The 16,715-nt window shown below is 40.6% G+C and carries 8 protein-coding genes, 1 tRNA gene, 3 rRNA genes and 1 other annotated feature; all 12 genes read right to left on the bottom strand.

The features are described 5' to 3' along the window. Window positions 1–126 precede the first annotated feature (126 nt). Window positions 127–1,287, bottom strand: coding sequence for a cation:proton antiporter (locus tag PEPE_RS01210; RefSeq protein ID WP_011672952.1), 1,161 nt, complete (start codon window positions 1,285–1,287; stop codon window positions 127–129). A gap of 56 nt (window positions 1,288–1,343) precedes the next feature. Beyond that, window positions 1,344–2,678: a dihydrolipoyl dehydrogenase family protein gene (locus PEPE_RS01205; RefSeq protein ID WP_011672951.1), complete on the bottom strand. Its 1,335-nt coding sequence runs from the start codon at window positions 2,676–2,678 to the stop codon at window positions 1,344–1,346. A gap of 14 nt (window positions 2,679–2,692) precedes the next feature. After that, window positions 2,693–3,646, bottom strand: coding sequence for an ABC transporter ATP-binding protein (locus PEPE_RS01200; RefSeq protein WP_178084812.1), 954 nt, complete (start codon window positions 3,644–3,646; stop codon window positions 2,693–2,695). Between the two features lie 11 nt (window positions 3,647–3,657). Continuing rightward, complete coding sequence (locus tag PEPE_RS01195; protein ID WP_002832660.1) at window positions 3,658–5,187, bottom strand: ABC transporter permease/substrate-binding protein; 1,530 nt, start codon at window positions 5,185–5,187, stop codon at window positions 3,658–3,660. Window positions 5,188–5,281: 94 nt separating this feature from the next. Continuing rightward, the gene (gene codA / locus PEPE_RS01190; RefSeq protein WP_011672949.1) at window positions 5,282–6,514 is read right to left on the bottom strand and encodes a cytosine deaminase; all 1,233 of its coding nucleotides are present in this window, start codon (window positions 6,512–6,514) and stop codon (window positions 5,282–5,284) included. Further along, window positions 6,504–7,868 (bottom strand): cytosine permease, encoded by a 1,365-nt coding sequence (locus tag PEPE_RS01185; protein ID WP_011672948.1) that lies wholly within the window; start codon window positions 7,866–7,868, stop codon window positions 6,504–6,506. Before PEPE_RS01185 ends, codA begins: the two co-directional genes overlap by 11 nt. A 164-nt stretch (window positions 7,869–8,032) precedes the next feature. Next, window positions 8,033–8,106: transfer RNA gene (locus tag PEPE_RS01180), tRNA-Thr, on the bottom strand. A 116-nt stretch (window positions 8,107–8,222) separates the two neighbouring features. Next, window positions 8,223–8,339, bottom strand: a 5S ribosomal RNA gene (gene rrf, locus PEPE_RS01175). Between the two features lie 94 nt (window positions 8,340–8,433). Next, window positions 8,434–11,357, bottom strand: a 23S ribosomal RNA gene (locus tag PEPE_RS01170). A gap of 228 nt (window positions 11,358–11,585) precedes the next feature. Continuing rightward, window positions 11,586–13,163: ribosomal RNA gene (locus PEPE_RS01165) — 16S ribosomal RNA — on the bottom strand. The 16S, 23S and 5S rRNA genes sit together here with 1 tRNA gene alongside, the layout of an rRNA operon. Before the next feature lie 475 nt (window positions 13,164–13,638). Further along, entirely contained in the window at window positions 13,639–14,892 is a 1,254-nt protein-coding gene (gene tyrS, locus PEPE_RS01160; RefSeq protein WP_011672947.1) for a tyrosine--tRNA ligase, read from the bottom strand. Window positions 14,893–14,962: 70 nt separating this feature from the next. Next, window positions 14,963–15,156: a binding site (T-box leader), on the bottom strand. A 41-nt stretch (window positions 15,157–15,197) separates the two neighbouring features. Further along, complete coding sequence (pepV, locus tag PEPE_RS01155) at window positions 15,198–16,595, bottom strand: dipeptidase PepV (protein WP_011672946.1); 1,398 nt, start codon at window positions 16,593–16,595, stop codon at window positions 15,198–15,200. Window positions 16,596–16,715 lie beyond the last annotated feature (120 nt).

Below are 16,715 nucleotides of genomic sequence, written 5' to 3'. Positions count from 1 at the left end.
AATTAAATTGTTCGTGATTTAATCAATATTTAATGTTCATTGTATCAAATTAAACGGGTCTTGTTGTGTAATTTGCTAAATAAAAAAACTAAACTTAGAATTTGATGAAAATTCTAAGTTTAGTTTTTAAGCATGAGTAGCTGCTTTATTTTTCTTAATAGCATCCTTCAAAATAAACGGTGCAATGAGGGTAACCAAAACAATCACTAATACAATTGCTGAATAATAAGTTTCACTCATTAAATGTTCACCATAACCAATTTGTAAAGTAATTAGCGCCATCTCGCCACGGGAAATCATTCCAGCTCCAATTACCCCACTACTAGTTAAATCAAATCCCGACATTCGAGCTCCTAATCCACAACCAAATAATTTGGTAATAGTGGCTAAAATAGTTAATACCACAATTAGTCCCAGTACAGTTTGAAGTCCATCAAAATTCATTGATAAACCAACACTAACGAAGAAAACTGGAATAAAGATAGCATAACCAATTGGTTCAATGCTCTCATTGATTTCATCATCTTCATCGGTTAACGAAACGGCTACTCCCGCAAAAAATGCGCCGATCGCTCCGCTCAAACCGGCTACATCAGCCAGCCACGCTAAACCTAAACAAATAATAATCGACATCACTGGGCGCGAAGCCGTAATAAACAGTTGGTCTGAAAGGCGCATAAGCATCGGAACCACCCATTTTCCGATCACATATACTCCAATGAAGAATAACACTTGATAAAAGATGGCCATCCCCACGTTTGAATTGGATCCCGATTTAGAACTAGTCAACGCAATCATAACACCTAGTAATAAAACTCCAATAATATCATCGGCTACAGCCGCCCCCAAAATGGTGGCCCCCTCTTTAGTATTTAGGGTGTGATATTCCTTTAAGACTTCCACAGAAATACTAACTGAAGTAGCTGAAAAGATGACCCCGATGAATAGTGCTTCCATCGGATGGACTCCAAAAAGAAGGCTCGCGCCACCGACTAATACAATGGGTAAAACTACCCCTAATATCGCAACTACCAGCGCCGGCTTGATGTATTTTTTCAACATTTTCAGATCACTTTCTAGTCCTGCTAGAAACATCAGGATAATTACCCCGATTTCTGAAAACACTGATATCAATTCGTCTGAATGAATAATCCCTAAAATTCCAGGCCCTAAAATAATTCCGACCAATAATTGTCCTACAACTGCAGGAAATCCCATTCGTTGAGCAAAATGACCAGCTAAAAGGGTCAGTACTAAAATTAGTACAAGTACGCCCACGAACTCCATTAAACCACGTTCCTTTCAAAATAAAGCTAAATTATAACAATCACTAATTAAGTATACTACATATAGCCTAAATCACTGGCTTCCGTAGGATAAGCTAAGATTTGATTGTTGATTTGATCTACTAATCCCCCTTGATTAATAATCATCGTTAAATCATTAATTAGATGTTCTGCTTCACTACTCATTGTAATTGCACCAACAATTTTTCCACTGGACTTTTCATGAATAACACTAATTTTAGCGAACGGATCTTGTAAACGCCGATAAGTAAACCACTCTGTCATCTCCGCTGTCTTTATTTCATATTGTTCTGGATGTTGCTGCGCCTCATCCAATTCAACTCCTACCTTAGCCAATTTAGGCATTCCGTATACTACGGTAGGGATTGCTGGATAATCAATCGCTGCTTGGGTTGCATTCGTTAGCTTTTTAGCCAAATAACGGGCTTCAAATCCAGATACTGGAGTCAGTTTAGGAAGCGCCTTGGAAACAACGTCCCCCATCGCATAGATATTATCAACCGATGTTTCCAAATATTCATTAACTACGATTCCACCACGATCAGTTTGTACACCAATCTTTTCTAGATTTAAACTATCATCATTGGGTTTTCTCCCAGCTGTAACAAAAACCTGATCAACGATTTGCTTGAAACCTTGTCCATCACTCAACTCAAACCGTTCATCCTTAGGTTCTACCCGCTTTAAATCAATTCCTAAGTGAACTTCAACTCCTTGAGTTTTAAGTTGATCGACTAAGTCATCGACATATGCTTTAGGAAAAGCTTTTAATGGGCGTTGATTATGATGAATAATGTGTACCTTAGCCCCTGCGCCACTAGCAATCATCGCCAATTCAAATGCTATATATCCTCCACCGACCAAGGCCAGTTCATTTGGTAGATGATCCATCTTTAAGAAATCTGTACTAGTCTGCATCATCTCTTGATTTTCAATATTTGTTAATCGACTAGGGCGTTGTCCCGTTGCAATCACAAATTTTTCACTGGTGATGGTTGTTTGATCGATCTTCAAGGTGTGGTGGTCAATAAATTCAGCATGTCCATCATAAACATCGATTTGAGCGTCCGTTAAACCTGAACGGCTGCTTCTAGAAACTGGATCTGTAAATGTTTTTTCAAATTGCATTAAAGCAGGCCAATCAATTTGAGTCTCATTTTTAATTCCATTACCAAGCAAATATTGATTTTGTTTTTTAGCTTCAATCGCTGCTAATAGAACCTTTTTAGGGTCACATCCTCGATTAGGACACGTTCCGCCCCAAAGATTTTCTTCAACAACTGCCACTTCCAACCCCGCTTCTTTTAAAGGATAAGCTAATCCTAATCCACCAGGTCCTGCTCCAATAATCACAACGTCATACTTTTTCATTTAATTTACCTCCCTTAATGTTTGGTTTCACTTAAATACCTAAATAATGATGCTCGGTCAACCCAATTAACCGTTGATTTATCTTCATCTACTACTTTTAATATTTCTACTTCAGCCATTGCTGCAAAAGCTTTTTCTAAAGTATCTTTAGCATTAATTTCAGATATTGGTTCTGCCTCATGCGGTTCTGGAATTTCAAAGCCCGTTCGAATAATTTTTTCAATAGGTGTCTTATATAGATTTTTACCCACCGTAGCAGAGAAGAAATTCTCCACAAAAGCATTTTCCGGATTCTGTGCAATTTCCTTTGGGGTGGCGACTTGCAATAATTTACCATCGTTCATAACCCCAATTCGATCTCCTAGTTTTAAAGCTTCATCCATATCATGGGTAACAAATATAATCGTATTCTTCAACTTTTGATGTAACTTCAAAACCAAATCTTGTAATTGATTTCGCACTAATGGATCTAACGCACTAAAAGGTTCATCAAACAGGACGACTGGTGGTTCTGAAGCAATCGCCCGTAAAATCCCAATGCGTTGCTGTTCACCACCCGAAAGATCACTGGGGTGGCGATTTCGATACTTTTCAGGATCAAGATCAACATCACCAAGGAGTTGATCTACCCGTCTTTTTATATCCTCTTTTTTAAAGTGTTTCATTTCAGGAATTAACGCAATATTTTGTTCAACGGTCATCGTGGGAAACAATGCAATTTGTTGTAGAACATATCCTACATTCAGACGCAGCTCTCGGAGATTGTAATCTTTAATCTTCTTACCATTGAACAAGATATCGCCTTCTGTTTGAACGAAAAGTTGATTAATCATCTTGAGTGTCGTAGTTTTTCCGCTACCGGAAGTTCCCACTAGGACAAAAATTTCACCTTCTTGAACTTCGAAACTAATATCTTTAATTACGCTATGATTTCCAAAATCCTTTTTCACATGTTGAAATTCGATCATTGTTTTAGCCACTATTTTCCGTCTCCTTTCAACAAACCTTTTTTAACTAAGTATTGATGAGCCACTACATCAGCTGATTTCTTTTGTACATTAACTTCATAATTCATTTCTTGCATTTCCGATTCTGAAATTTTACCGGCTAACCGATTAAGTGCTTTGACAACTTGCGGATGTTTATTGGCAAAGCTCGTTTTCATTAAGGGCGCCCCTTGATATGGAGGGAAAACATGTTGATCATCTTTTAAAGTCGTTAAATTCAATTGCTTTATTTGACTATCGGTAGAATAAGCATCAGCAACATTAATCTGTCCGTTTTTAATGGCGGAATAGCGTAAGGAAGCCTGCATTGAACGAACTGGAAAATCTAATTCGTAAGCCTTTTTAATTCCTACCCAACCATCTTTACGATGAATAAACTCTAAGGTCATGCCACCTTTTAACTGATTTTCAATATTTTTTAAATCTGAGATTGTTTTTAAATCATTTTTCTTGGCAAAATCCTTTTTAACCACAAGGGCATTCGTATTTTGATATTTCATCGGTTGCAGGTAATCCATTTGGAACTGTTGTTTCAATAATCGTTGGGCATCTAAGTAAGTTTGATGCGCACTCGTTTTTTGAGTAGGGGCTTTCTTCACCAATGTTTCTAAAACCGTTCCTGTAAATTCAGGATAAATATCAATTTTATTTGATTTTAAAGCGTTGAATAAAAAGGTGGTTTCACCAAAATTTTGTTTCAATACCACTTTAGTTCGTGGACTTTCTTGCTCAATTAAATCCTTATACATATTAATAAGAATATCCGGTTCTGCTCCTAATTTTCCGGCAATCGTAATGGTTTCAGTTTTAGGCATTACCAATCGCGTGATAGAAATCCCAGCTGCCCCGATCACTAATACTGCTAAGGTGATAAGCATCTTCTTAATTGATAAACGCTGAACGACGCTGATGAGTGCACTTAATATAATCGCTAAAAGGGCTGAACTAATTGCCCCAACTAAAATTAGTTGTGGGTCATTCCGGTTGATCCCGAGCAGAATGAAATTTCCCAAGCCCCCTGCTCCAATTAAAGCTGCTAGCGTTGCCGTTCCAATAATCAATACTAGTCCGGTTCGAATTCCAGAAATAATGACTGGCATCGCTGTTGGTAATTCAACTCGGAAAAGTTTTTGTGAACGACGCATTCCAAAAGCGTCCGCAGCTTCCTCTAAGGAAGGATCAATTTCTGTAATTCCCACATATGTGCTTTGAAAAATTGGTAACAAAGCGTAAATTACCAATGCAATTACGGCGGGTACACTGCCAATCCCCACTAAAGGAATCAATAGCCCCAGCAGTGCTAAAGAAGGGATTGTTTGTAAAACTCCCGTGACTTGTAATAATAATTCTGCAACTTTGCGATGATGGGTAGCCCAAATTGCTAATGGCATCGCAATTAAAATCGCAATTAATAATGATAGAACTGAAATTCCAATATGCTGAAGTAGCGCCTGTCCTAACTCACCTTTTTGTTCAGCAAAAGTTTGTATTAATGCTCTCATCTTCTCAACTTCTTTACGCTTATTTAATATTTAAATTATCTCATAAAAAAAATGGTGTCCCTAACAAAAAGCCTGGTTAGCGGGCACCACTTAATTAAAAGTTGGTTTTTATTTCAGCTGGTTCAGTTTTAACGATGATCTTTCCATTGTGAATCGAATACAATAATTCTTTCCGTTCGTTAAGTTCATTATAAAAATTATCAGTGTTAAAAATTAAACAATTAGCTGGTTTTCCAACTTCAATTCCATAATGATCTGTAACATTTAAAGTTTTGGCACCGTTATTAGTAGTTAAATTATAAGAATTCATAATTTGCGAATATCCCATCAATTGAGTTGCATGAATTCCCATATGAATCGAATCTAACATGTTTCCGTCTCCCATTGGATACCAAGGGTCTTTTATATCATCTTCGCCGAAGGAAACATTAACGTTATTTTCCAAAAGTTCCTTAACGCGGGTTAACCCGCGTCGTTTTGGATACGTATCAAACCGGCCACCCAGGTGCATGTTAATTAATGGGTTGCATACCATATTAATATTGGACATCTCTAAAAGACGCATTAACTTATAAACATACGCATCGTTATATGAGCCCATTGCCGTAGTATGGCTAGCAGTGACTTTATTTTTTAAACCACTTTCATAAGCTAAAGTAGCTAAGACTTCTAGGTGACGTGAATTAGGATCATCAATTTCATCACAATGTACATCGATAAGTTTGTCATATTTTTCAGCAAGCTCAACAATATACTTTAAGGAATCCACGCCGTAGTCACGATTAAATTCAAAATGCGGAATTGCTCCAATAACATCGACGCCCATTTCAACCGCTTGTTTAATCAGGTTTTTACCATTTTTAAACGATAAAATACCTTCCTGCGGAAAGGCTACCAATTGCAATTCCATAAAATCTTTTACTTCATCTTTTACTTCTAATAAAGCCTCTAGAGCTGTAAAACTAGGATCGGTAGTATCAACATGGCTGCGGACGAATTGAATTCCATGGCTAGCTTGATTTTTCAACGTTTGAATAGCGCGTTCTTTAGTCTCTTTTTTAGTTAAGGTTTGTTTGCGTTCTGACCAAATACGAATTCCATCAAATAAAGTTCCAGTTTCATTCCATTCGGGATCTCCCGCTGTTAAGGTCGCATCTAAATGCACATGTGAATCAATAAAGGGTGGTAAAAGTAATTTTCCATTGGCATCAATCACCTCGTCATCAGATGCTTCAAGATTTTTACCAATTGCTTTAAAAATTCCATTTTCGATTCTAACATCTTTTACTTCAGGATCATTTTCGATATGAACGTTTTTAATTAACATTGCTGTTCCTCTTTTCAAACTGCATAATTAGCCAATATAAAATTCCAATAATAATCATTACAATGAACGTTGCCCCAGTATAGGTTTGAACAAAGTCCAATTTCTGTAATAAGCTGTAAAAAATTACGCCTACTAACCATAAAATAAAAGCCGTCCAGTGGATACCATTTTTATACCAGTATCTTCCGTTTGGATTTCCCAATTCCATAGGATCATATTTCTGTTTTGAAATAAGGAAATAATCAACCACCATAATACTAATAATCGGTCCTAGAACCATACCTACATAGTCCAAGAAAGCGGTGAAGGTTTCTAAAAAACTACCATAGAAAACCGGTATAAAAGTTACTAAGGTTGCAATAACCGTGGTAATGAGTAGTGACTGTTTTAAAGTTAGCTTAGTGAACATATTGTTTAATGCTGAACCCGCTGCCTGAATATTGACGGCATTGGCCGTCATGCTAGTCAGCATAATTACAATCATTGCAATGAGCCCTAACCCTAATCTATTAGCAATTGTACTTGGATCAGAATTATTAGGATCGTACACGCCTGAACTAATTGCAATACTTATTGTGGCACTTAATCCAATAAATGCAAATCCGAAAACACCTAAGTTTGCTCCTAGAAAAGGTGCGGTGGTCGCTGTAACAGATTTCTTAGTAAATCTAGTAAAATCCGCGCCAGCAGTCACCCACGCTAAATTAAAGGCGGCTAACGTGTCCATGGCCGTCCCAAACCCCATTTTAAGATGGCTTGGAACTTTCCAAGCAGCGATTTGGTTAAAGGATACATCTTTAAAAACTACTATTGATTCCCAAATCACAAAGATAATAACTAAGATAATCCCAATTCGTTCAATAATTTGAATGGATTTCTGTCCTGAAACAATACTAATTAAATGTAGGATACTCATCACTGCAATTCCCATAATCAATCCCAGATTTCCACCCGGTTGACCATATACAGGCCATCCCAAGAAGCTGTGCAAAATATATGATACAGAAGTCGCAGCAATAAAAGTATTAACCGCTGTCCAACCAACAAATTGTGTCAAATTAACAATCGAAGGAATAATGCTGCCTCTAATTCCAAAAGAAGCACGTGACAACGCCATTGTTGTAACTCCAGTTTTGGTGCCCATATAACCAACTAACATTAAGAATATGTATGAAATACTCGAAGCTAAAATTAAGGCTTTAATTCCGCCCCAGAATCCACAAGCAGCAATAATTCCACCGATGAACCAGGTTCCATTGTTAGCATTAGCACCAACCCAGGTTGCAAACATATCCCAATATGTCATATGTCGATGTTTCTTATCAATACTTTCTACTTGGTACTTTGTATTCATTCGCACAGTTCCTCCTAGTATTTTTTACACATTTTAAAAAATTATACTAGATTCACTGTACACAATCAAAGATGAATTGGTTCAAATTTAACTTTCAAAACAAAAAAGAGGATGACCATGATAATAATCGTGGTCATCCTCTACGTATTAAAAATTTATTTTTAAGCCACTAGTCGGACTTGAACCGACGACCCCTTCCTTACCATGGAAGTGCTCTACCTAGCTGAGCTATAGTGGCATTTATCAACTAAGATAGTATATCATATTTATTTACACTGTAAAACCAAAATATGCCATGTAGCTTAATTTTTTAGACACAAAAAAAGAACCTTCCAACGGAAGATTCTTCGATGTGCATGGCAACGTCCTACCCTCGCAGGGGGCGATCCCCCAACTACTCTCGGCGTTAAGAAGCTTGACTTCTGTGTTCGACATGGGAACAGGTATATCCTTCTCACTATCGTCACCACACTCTGTGCTAACTTACGTTATCACTTGAGAAAACTTTTGTTCTCTCAAAACTGAACAATATCTATTTTTTCCTTCGAGATTCAACCACTTCTACTTGGTTAAGTCCTCGACCGATTAGTACTAGTCCGCTCCATGTATCACTACACTTCCACTTCTAGCCTATCTACCTGATCATCTTTCAGGGGTCTTACTTGCCCGAAGGCAATGGGAAATCTAATCTCGAGGTGAGTTTCACACTTAGATGCTTTCAGCGTTTATCTCATCCACACATAGCTACCCAGCGATGCTCCTGGCGGAACAACTGGTACACCAGCGGTGTGTCCATCCCGGTCCTCTCGTACTAAGGACAGCGCCTCTCAAATTTCCTACGCCCGCGACGGATAGGGACCGAACTGTCTCACGACGTTCTGAACCCAGCTCGCGTACCGCTTTAATGGGCGAACAGCCCAACCCTTGGGACCGACTACAGCCCCAGGATGCGATGAGCCGACATCGAGGTGCCAAACCTCCCCGTCGATGTGAACTCTTGGGGGAGATAAGCCTGTTATCCCCAGGGTAGCTTTTATCCGTTGAGCGATGGCCCTTCCATACGGTACCACCGGATCACTAAGCCCGACTTTCGTCCCTGCTCGACCTGTCTGTCTCGCAGTCAAGCTCCCTTCTGCCTTTACACTCTACGAATGATTTCCAACCATTCTGAGGGAACCTTTGGGCGCCTCCGTTACTCTTTAGGAGGCGACCGCCCCAGTCAAACTGCCCACCAGACACTGTCTCCCGCCACGATTAGTGGCGCGGGTTAGAGGGTTCATACAACGAGGGTAGTATCCCACCATTGCCTCCTCCGAAACTAGCGTTCCGGATTCTACGGCTCCTACCTATCCTGTACAAGCTGTACAAACACTCAATATCAAGTTACAGTAAAGCTCCATGGGGTCTTTCCGTCCTGTCGCGGGTAACCCGCATCTTCACGGGTATTATAATTTCACCGAGTCTCTCGTTGAGACAGTGCCCAGATCGTTACGCCTTTCGTGCGGGTCGGAACTTACCCGACAAGGAATTTCGCTACCTTAGGACCGTTATAGTTACGGCCGCCGTTTACTGGGGCTTCAGTTCAGAGCTTCGCTTACGCTAACTCATTCCCTTAACCTTCCAGCACCGGGCAGGCGTCAGCCCCTATACGTCATCTTACGATTTTGCAGAAACCTGTGTTTTTGATAAACAGTCGCCTGGGCCTTTTCACTGCGGCTGATCTTGCGATCAGCACCCCTTCTCCCGAAGTTACGGGGTCATTTTGCCGAGTTCCTTAACGAGAGTTCTCTCGCTCACCTTAGGATACTCTCCTCGACTACCTGTGTCGGTTTGCGGTACGGGTAGCTAAACTCTAACTAGAAGCTTTTCTCGGCAGTGTGACGTCAGGAACTTCGCTACTTAAATTTCGCTCCCCATCACAGCTTGTCCTTAAGAAGTAAAGCATTTGACTCTACTTCAGACTTACTGCTTGGACACCCTTTTCCAGCTGGGTGCTTTCCTTAGCCTACTGCGTCCCTCCATTGTTCAAACAAGTTTAACTAGTACAGGAATATCAACCTGTTATCCATCGCCTACGCCTCTCGGCCTCGGCTTAGGTCCCGACTAACCCTGGGAGGACGAGCCTTCCCCAGGAAACCTTAGTCATACGGTGGATAGGATTCTCACCTATCTTTCGCTACTCATACCGGCATTCTCACTTCTAAGCGCTCCAACAGTCCTCACGGTCTGCCTTCATTGCCCTTAGAACGCTCTCCTATCACGCCACCTAATGGTGGCATCCACAGTCTCGGTAATATGTTTAAGCCCCGGTACATTTTCGGCGCAGAATCACTCGACTAGTGAGCTATTACGCACTCTTTAAATGGTGGCTGCTTCTGAGCCAACATCCTAGTTGTCTATGCAACTCCACATCCTTTTCCACTTAACATATATTTAGGGACCTTAACTGGTGGTCTGGGCTGTTCCCCTTTCGACGATGGATCTTATCACTCACCGTCTGACTCCCGGACATAAATCGATGGCATTCGGAGTTTATCTGAATTCGGTAACCCTTGATGGGCCCCTAGTCCAAACAGTGGCTCTACCTCCACGATCCTAATTCCGAGGCTAGCCCTAAAGCTATTTCGGAGAGAACCAGCTATCTCCAAGTTCGTTTGGAATTTCACCGCTACCCACACCTCATCTCAGCACTTTTCAACGTACACGAGTTCGGTCCTCCAGTGCATTTTACTGCACCTTCAACCTGGACATGGGTAGGTCACTTGGTTTCGGGTCTACATCCGCATACTTATATCGCCCTATTCAGACTCGCTTTCGCTTCGGCTCCGTCTCTTCAACTTAACCTGGCATACGAACGTAACTCGCCGGTTCATTCTACAAAAGGCACGCCATTACCCATTAACGGGCTCTGACTTCTTGTAGGCACATGGTTTCAGGAACTATTTCACTCCCCTTCCGGGGTGCTTTTCACCTTTCCCTCACGGTACTGGTTCACTATCGGTCACTAGGTAGTATTTAGCCTTGGGAGATGGTCCTCCCGGATTCCGACGGAATTTCACGTGCTCCGCCGTACTCAGGATCCTGAACTGAGAGAACTTGATTTAACTTACGGGGCTATCACCCTCTCTGGCGAATCTTCCCAGATTCTTCAGCTATCAAGTTCTTTGGTAACTCAAATGTTCAGTCCTACAACCCCAGGAAGCAAGCTTCCTGGTTTGGGCTCTTCCCGTTTCGCTCGCCGCTACTCAGGGAATCGAATTTTCTTTCTGTTCCTGCGGGTACTGAGATGTTTCAGTTCCCCACGTTTACCTTCACACATCCTATGTATTCAGATGCGGATAATAGTCGATTAAAACTATTGGGTTGCCCCATTCGGAAATCCCCGGATCAAAGCTTACTTACAGCTCCCCGAGGCATATCGGTGTTAGTCCCGTCCTTCATCGGCTCCTAGTACCAAGGCATTCACCATGCGCCCTTCCTAACTTAACCTATCTTTACCTACGGTAAAGTGATTAATTGAGTTTAGCGATTAATCTTTGAACTAATCTTGTTTTATAACTCTTTAAATTACGCGGTTTTCTCTCGGTTTAATTATGATTAACAATTAAAATTAGAAAATTATAGATATTATTCAGTTTTCAAAGAACAAAATTGAGAGTAAACCTCTCAAAACTAAACAAAACTTTGACATAGTGTGGGTTTCCGTTTATTCCTTAGAAAGGAGGTGATCCAGCCGCAGGTTCTCCTACGGCTACCTTGTTACGACTTCACCCTAATCATCTGTCCCACCTTAGACGGCTAGCTCCTAAAAGGTTACCCCACCGGCTTTGGGTGTTACAAACTCTCATGGTGTGACGGGCGGTGTGTACAAGGCCCGGGAACGTATTCACCGCGGCATGCTGATCCGCGATTACTAGCGATTCCGACTTCGTGTAGGCGAGTTGCAGCCTACAGTCCGAACTGAGAATGGTTTTAAGAGATTAGCTTAACCTCGCGGTCTCGCGACTCGTTGTACCATCCATTGTAGCACGTGTGTAGCCCAGGTCATAAGGGGCATGATGATTTGACGTCGTCCCCACCTTCCTCCGGTTTGTCACCGGCAGTCTCACTAGAGTGCCCAACTTAATGCTGGCAACTAGTAATAAGGGTTGCGCTCGTTGCGGGACTTAACCCAACATCTCACGACACGAGCTGACGACAACCATGCACCACCTGTCATTCTGTCCCCGAAGGGAACCTCTAATCTCTTAGACTGTCAGAAGATGTCAAGACCTGGTAAGGGTTCTTCGCGTAGCTTCGAATTAAACCACATGCTCCACCGCTTGTGCGGGCCCCCGTCAATTCTTTTGAGTTTCAACCTTGCGGTCGTACTCCCCAGGCGGATTACTTAATGCGTTAGCTGCAGCACTGAAGGGCGGAAACCCTCCAACACTTAGTAATCATCGTTTACGGCATGGACTACCAGGGTATCTAATCCTGTTCGCTACCCATGCTTTCGAGCCTCAGCGTCAGTTGCAGACCAGACAGCCGCCTTCGCCACTGGTGTTCTTCCATATATCTACGCATTTCACCGCTACACATGGAGTTCCACTGTCCTCTTCTGCACTCAAGTCTCCCAGTTTCCAATGCACTTCTTCGGTTGAGCCGAAGGCTTTCACATTAGACTTAAAAGACCGCCTGCGCTCGCTTTACGCCCAATAAATCCGGATAACGCTTGCCACCTACGTATTACCGCGGCTGCTGGCACGTAGTTAGCCGTGGCTTTCTGGTTAAATACCGTCACTGGGTAAACAGTTACTCTTACCCACGTTCTTCTTTAACAACAGAGCTTTACGAGCCGAAACCCTTCTTCACTCACGCGGCGTTGCTCCATCAGACTTGCGTCCATTGTGGAAGATTCCCTACTGCTGCCTCCCGTAGGAGTCTGGGCCGTGTCTCAGTCCCAATGTGGCCGATTACCCTCTCAGGTCGGCTACGTATCACTGCCTTGGTGAGCCTTTACCTCACCAACTAGCTAATACGCCGCGGGTCCATCCAGAAGTGATAGCAGAGCCATCTTTTAAAAGAAAACCATGCGGTTTTCTCTGTTATACGGTATTAGCATCTGTTTCCAGGTGTTATCCCCTACTTCTGGGCAGGTTACCCACGTGTTACTCACCCGTTCGCCACTCACTTCGTGTTAAAATCTCAATCAGTACAAGTACGTCATAATCAATTAACGGAAGTTCGTTCGACTTGCATGTATTAGGCACGCCGCCAGCGTTCATCCTGAGCCAAGATCAAACTCTCATATTAAATGATGAGTCTTTTTCAAGCTCATTAATTGTTTGTTTTGCGAATTGACTTCGCATAATGTTTTCTTACATAATCTTGCGATTTGTAAGACCCTACACTATTGATTGTCAAAATTTTGTTCAGTTTTCAAAGGTCTACTATCGTTATCATATCAACGTTGTTAGCGTTTTTAACAACTTAATTAGTATATCGTGTGGAGATTCAAATGTCAACAACTAATTTTAATTAATTTGAATTAAAATTTGAAAACTTGATGACGTCATCTCTCGCGACAACAGAAATATACTATACACTCGTTTTTAAGGTTCGTCAACACTTTTGCCATATTTATTTTAAAAAATCGTAAATCACTAGCTAACTAGCTACTATTCCTGTATTCACATCCCTTGGGGGTGTTATTTTCATCGCTCTTAAGCCCATATATATTGAAAATAAAAAAGATTGAGCCAAAATTGACTCAATCTTTTTTATACTATTATTTTACTCGAGCTAAGAAATACTTCTTCTTTCCCCGACGTACAATTACAAACTTACCATCAAAGTTACTTGCAGGGTCGATTTCAGCATTAACGTCTGTTACTTTTTCTCCGTTAATTCGAATAGCTCCATTTTGAATGTCTTCCCGAGCTTGGCGCCGTGATGATTCAATCTTAGTGGTATCAACTAACCAAAGTACAATGTTTTCTTTCTTATTCTCAACATCAACACTTGGCATATTCTTAAAGCCTTGTTCAATTTCACTAGCAGTTAAATCTTTTACTTCACCTGAGAATAAAGCTGCTGAAATATGTTGTGCTTCTTCAACCGCTGCATCCCCGTGCACAAATGAAGTAACTTCTTCTGCCAAACGACGTTGTGCTTCTCGTTTTTCTGGAGCTGTTTTAACTGTTTCAGCCAAACGTTCAATTTCTTCATGACTTAAGAATGTAAAGTACTTCAAGAATTTAACTACATCCCGATCATCTTGATTCAACCAGAATTGGTAGAATTCATAAGGAGTGGTCTTTTCAGCATCTAGCCAAACGTTACCACCCTCGGACTTACCAAACTTGGTTCCGTCAGCTTTCAATAACAATGGAATAGTTAAACCATAAACCTTTGCTTCTTGACCTTCCATTCGGTGAATTAAATCTGTACCAGCTGTAATATTACCCCATTGATCTCCTCCACCGATTTGAAGTTGAACATCTTCATTCTTATATAGATGTAAAAAGTCAATTGATTGTAGAATTTGGTATGTAAATTCTGTAAATGAAATACCAACTTCCAAACGACTTGCTACGATATCCTTAGCTAACATCGTATTAACGTTAAATAACTTACCGTAATCACGTAAGAAGTCTAACAAGGACATTTTAGAAAGCCAATCATAATTGTTAACCATTCGGAAATTATCGGTTCCAAAAAATTTCACCATTTGAGACTTCAAGGCTTCTTCATTATGGTGAACTTGTTCCATAGTTTGTAGAACTCGTTCTGATTTTTTACCTGATGGATCACCAATCGATCCAGTCCCACCACCAATTAAAATAACTGGTTTATGACCTGCTTGTTGGAATCTCTTCAAAACCATGAAAGGAATTAAGTGTCCAATATGCATACTATCACCCGTTGGATCAATACCAGCATAAAGCCCAATCTTCTTTTCGTCTGTTAACTTTTTCAAGCCTTCTTCGTCTGTTTGTTGGTTAACCGCACCACGCCAAGTAAGTTCATCAATAATATTCATTTTCATTCCTCCAATTTTATCGACCATCTTCAATTAGAAATAAAAACGTCCCCAATCTTAAAAAATTAAGATCAGGGACGAATTTTTCCGCGTTACCACCTTGATTGAGTATCAATACTCCGCTCAACATCGATAACGAGATGATCCGTTCATTAAATGAAAGCTCCATAGTGTAATTCGCGTCATTAACAAGTCTGATTCGCATCCCCACCAGATTTCTGTTTGCTTGCTTAATAACCTACTATGCTACTTCAAAGCTTCGTTATTGGTTACAATTTTACGGATATTCAAAACGACTGTCAACCTTATTTAGCTAACTCATAAATTGCATGGGCGTAGATAACAGCAGCGTTGATAATATCATCAATTTCCATGTATTCATTAGCTTGATGCATGACATTTTCACGGCCTGGGAACTGGGCCCCAAAGGCAACACCGCGATCTAAAATTCGACCGTAAGTTCCACCACCAATGACCGTTTCTTCACCCTTTTCACCAGTATGTTCTTCGTAAACTGAAAGAAGTGTTTTAACCAATGGGTCTTCACCGGATACATAATGTGGTACTTGGGCGTGTCCATGAATTTCAACTTTTGCTTCAAAATCCGAAAGGGCCTCAGTTGCCTTTTCGATAATTTCATCCGCATTCGTTGATTGAGGGTAACGAACGTTAATAATAACGTGATTAGTCTTACCGAATTCGTAATTAAATAAGTCCGGTGTGACCGTTAAGTCACCCATCTTAGCATCAATCGAATTAATTCCTAACTTATGACCACGTGAATCTAAATGCATTTGTTCGGCAATCATCTTCAAATAGTTGCTGGCTACTTTAGTATTTAAGAAAGTTGCTAAAAAGGTAGCAGCATTCAATCCTGCTTTCGGTTCTAGCGCATGTGCTGATTTTCCAATCAAGAAAAATTTCAATTCATTTCCATCAACGGTAAATTCTCCCGTCAATCCATTTTCAGCTAAAAATGTATCAAATTCGGTTTTAAGTTCTTCAACGTCAACATTATCAGCAATTGCGATTGCTGTTGCATCCCGTGGAATCATATTTTCTTTAATACCACTAGTAAATGATTTCAAAACTAAATCGCCTTGTCCATCTGATTGAGGAAGTTCAATTTTGAAGGAAGCAATCCCTTTTTCACCATTAATAATTGGGAATTCAGCATCTGGAGAAAAACCAAAATCAGGAGTTTTTTCAACTTCAAGATAACGATTCATACCAACCCATTCGCTCTCTTCATCGGTTCCAAAGATTAAACGGATTTTTTTAGAAACGGGCAACTTCAATTCTTTAATGATTTGTAATGCTAAATAAGCAGCCATTGAAGGGCCCTTATCATCACTAATTCCACGTGCATAAATTCGTCCATTTTTTTCTACTGGTTCAAATGGGTTAGTTTCCCAACCTTCCCCAGCGGGCACTTCGTCCATATGACCGAGAATTCCGAAAATTTCTTCGCCATCTCCGTATTCAATATGACCTGCAACGTTATCGATGTTCTTCGTTACAAATCCATCTTCTTTGGCAAAAGCCAACATCGTTTCCAAAGCTTTACGGGGACCAGGTCCAAGTGGAGCATCTTTGGTTGCATGTTCTGTATCACGTGAGCTATCAATCTTAAGTAATTCCATTAAGCGTTCTAACATAACGTCTTTACGACTTTGTACTTCAGCATTCCAATCAATTGTCATCTGGGATACCACCTTTATTTTTATTCATATACATTTTTTCTATACGGTAGATTATACAGAAAAAAGATAAGGATGTGGAGTTCCACCTTTTAGAAGGTTAAAGATTTTTCACATACTTAT

The organism is Pediococcus pentosaceus ATCC 25745, from assembly GCF_000014505.1.
Taxonomy (GTDB): Bacteria; Bacillota; Bacilli; order Lactobacillales; family Lactobacillaceae; genus Pediococcus; species Pediococcus pentosaceus.
This window is presented reverse-complemented; position numbering and strand designations above follow the sequence as displayed.

Excerpts from the sequence above, each read along its gene's own strand:
- PEPE_RS01195 (WP_002832660.1), bottom strand. The coding sequence starts at position 5,187 with ATGAGAGCATTAATACAAACTTTTGCTGAACAAAAAGGTGAGTTAGGA.
- tyrS (WP_011672947.1), bottom strand. The coding sequence starts at position 14,892 with ATGAATATTATTGATGAACTTACTTGGCGTGGTGCGGTTAACCAACAA.
- codA (WP_011672949.1), bottom strand. The coding sequence starts at position 6,514 with ATGTTAATTAAAAACGTTCATATCGAAAATGATCCTGAAGTAAAAGAT.
- PEPE_RS01210 (WP_011672952.1), bottom strand. The coding sequence starts at position 1,287 with ATGGAGTTCGTGGGCGTACTTGTACTAATTTTAGTACTGACCCTTTTA.
- PEPE_RS01200 (WP_178084812.1), bottom strand. The coding sequence starts at position 3,646 with ATGATCGAATTTCAACATGTGAAAAAGGATTTTGGAAATCATAGCGTA.
- PEPE_RS01185 (WP_011672948.1), bottom strand. The coding sequence starts at position 7,868 with ATGAATACAAAGTACCAAGTAGAAAGTATTGATAAGAAACATCGACAT.
- pepV (WP_011672946.1), bottom strand. The coding sequence starts at position 16,595 with ATGACAATTGATTGGAATGCTGAAGTACAAAGTCGTAAAGACGTTATG.
- PEPE_RS01205 (WP_011672951.1), bottom strand. The coding sequence starts at position 2,678 with ATGAAAAAGTATGACGTTGTGATTATTGGAGCAGGACCTGGTGGATTA.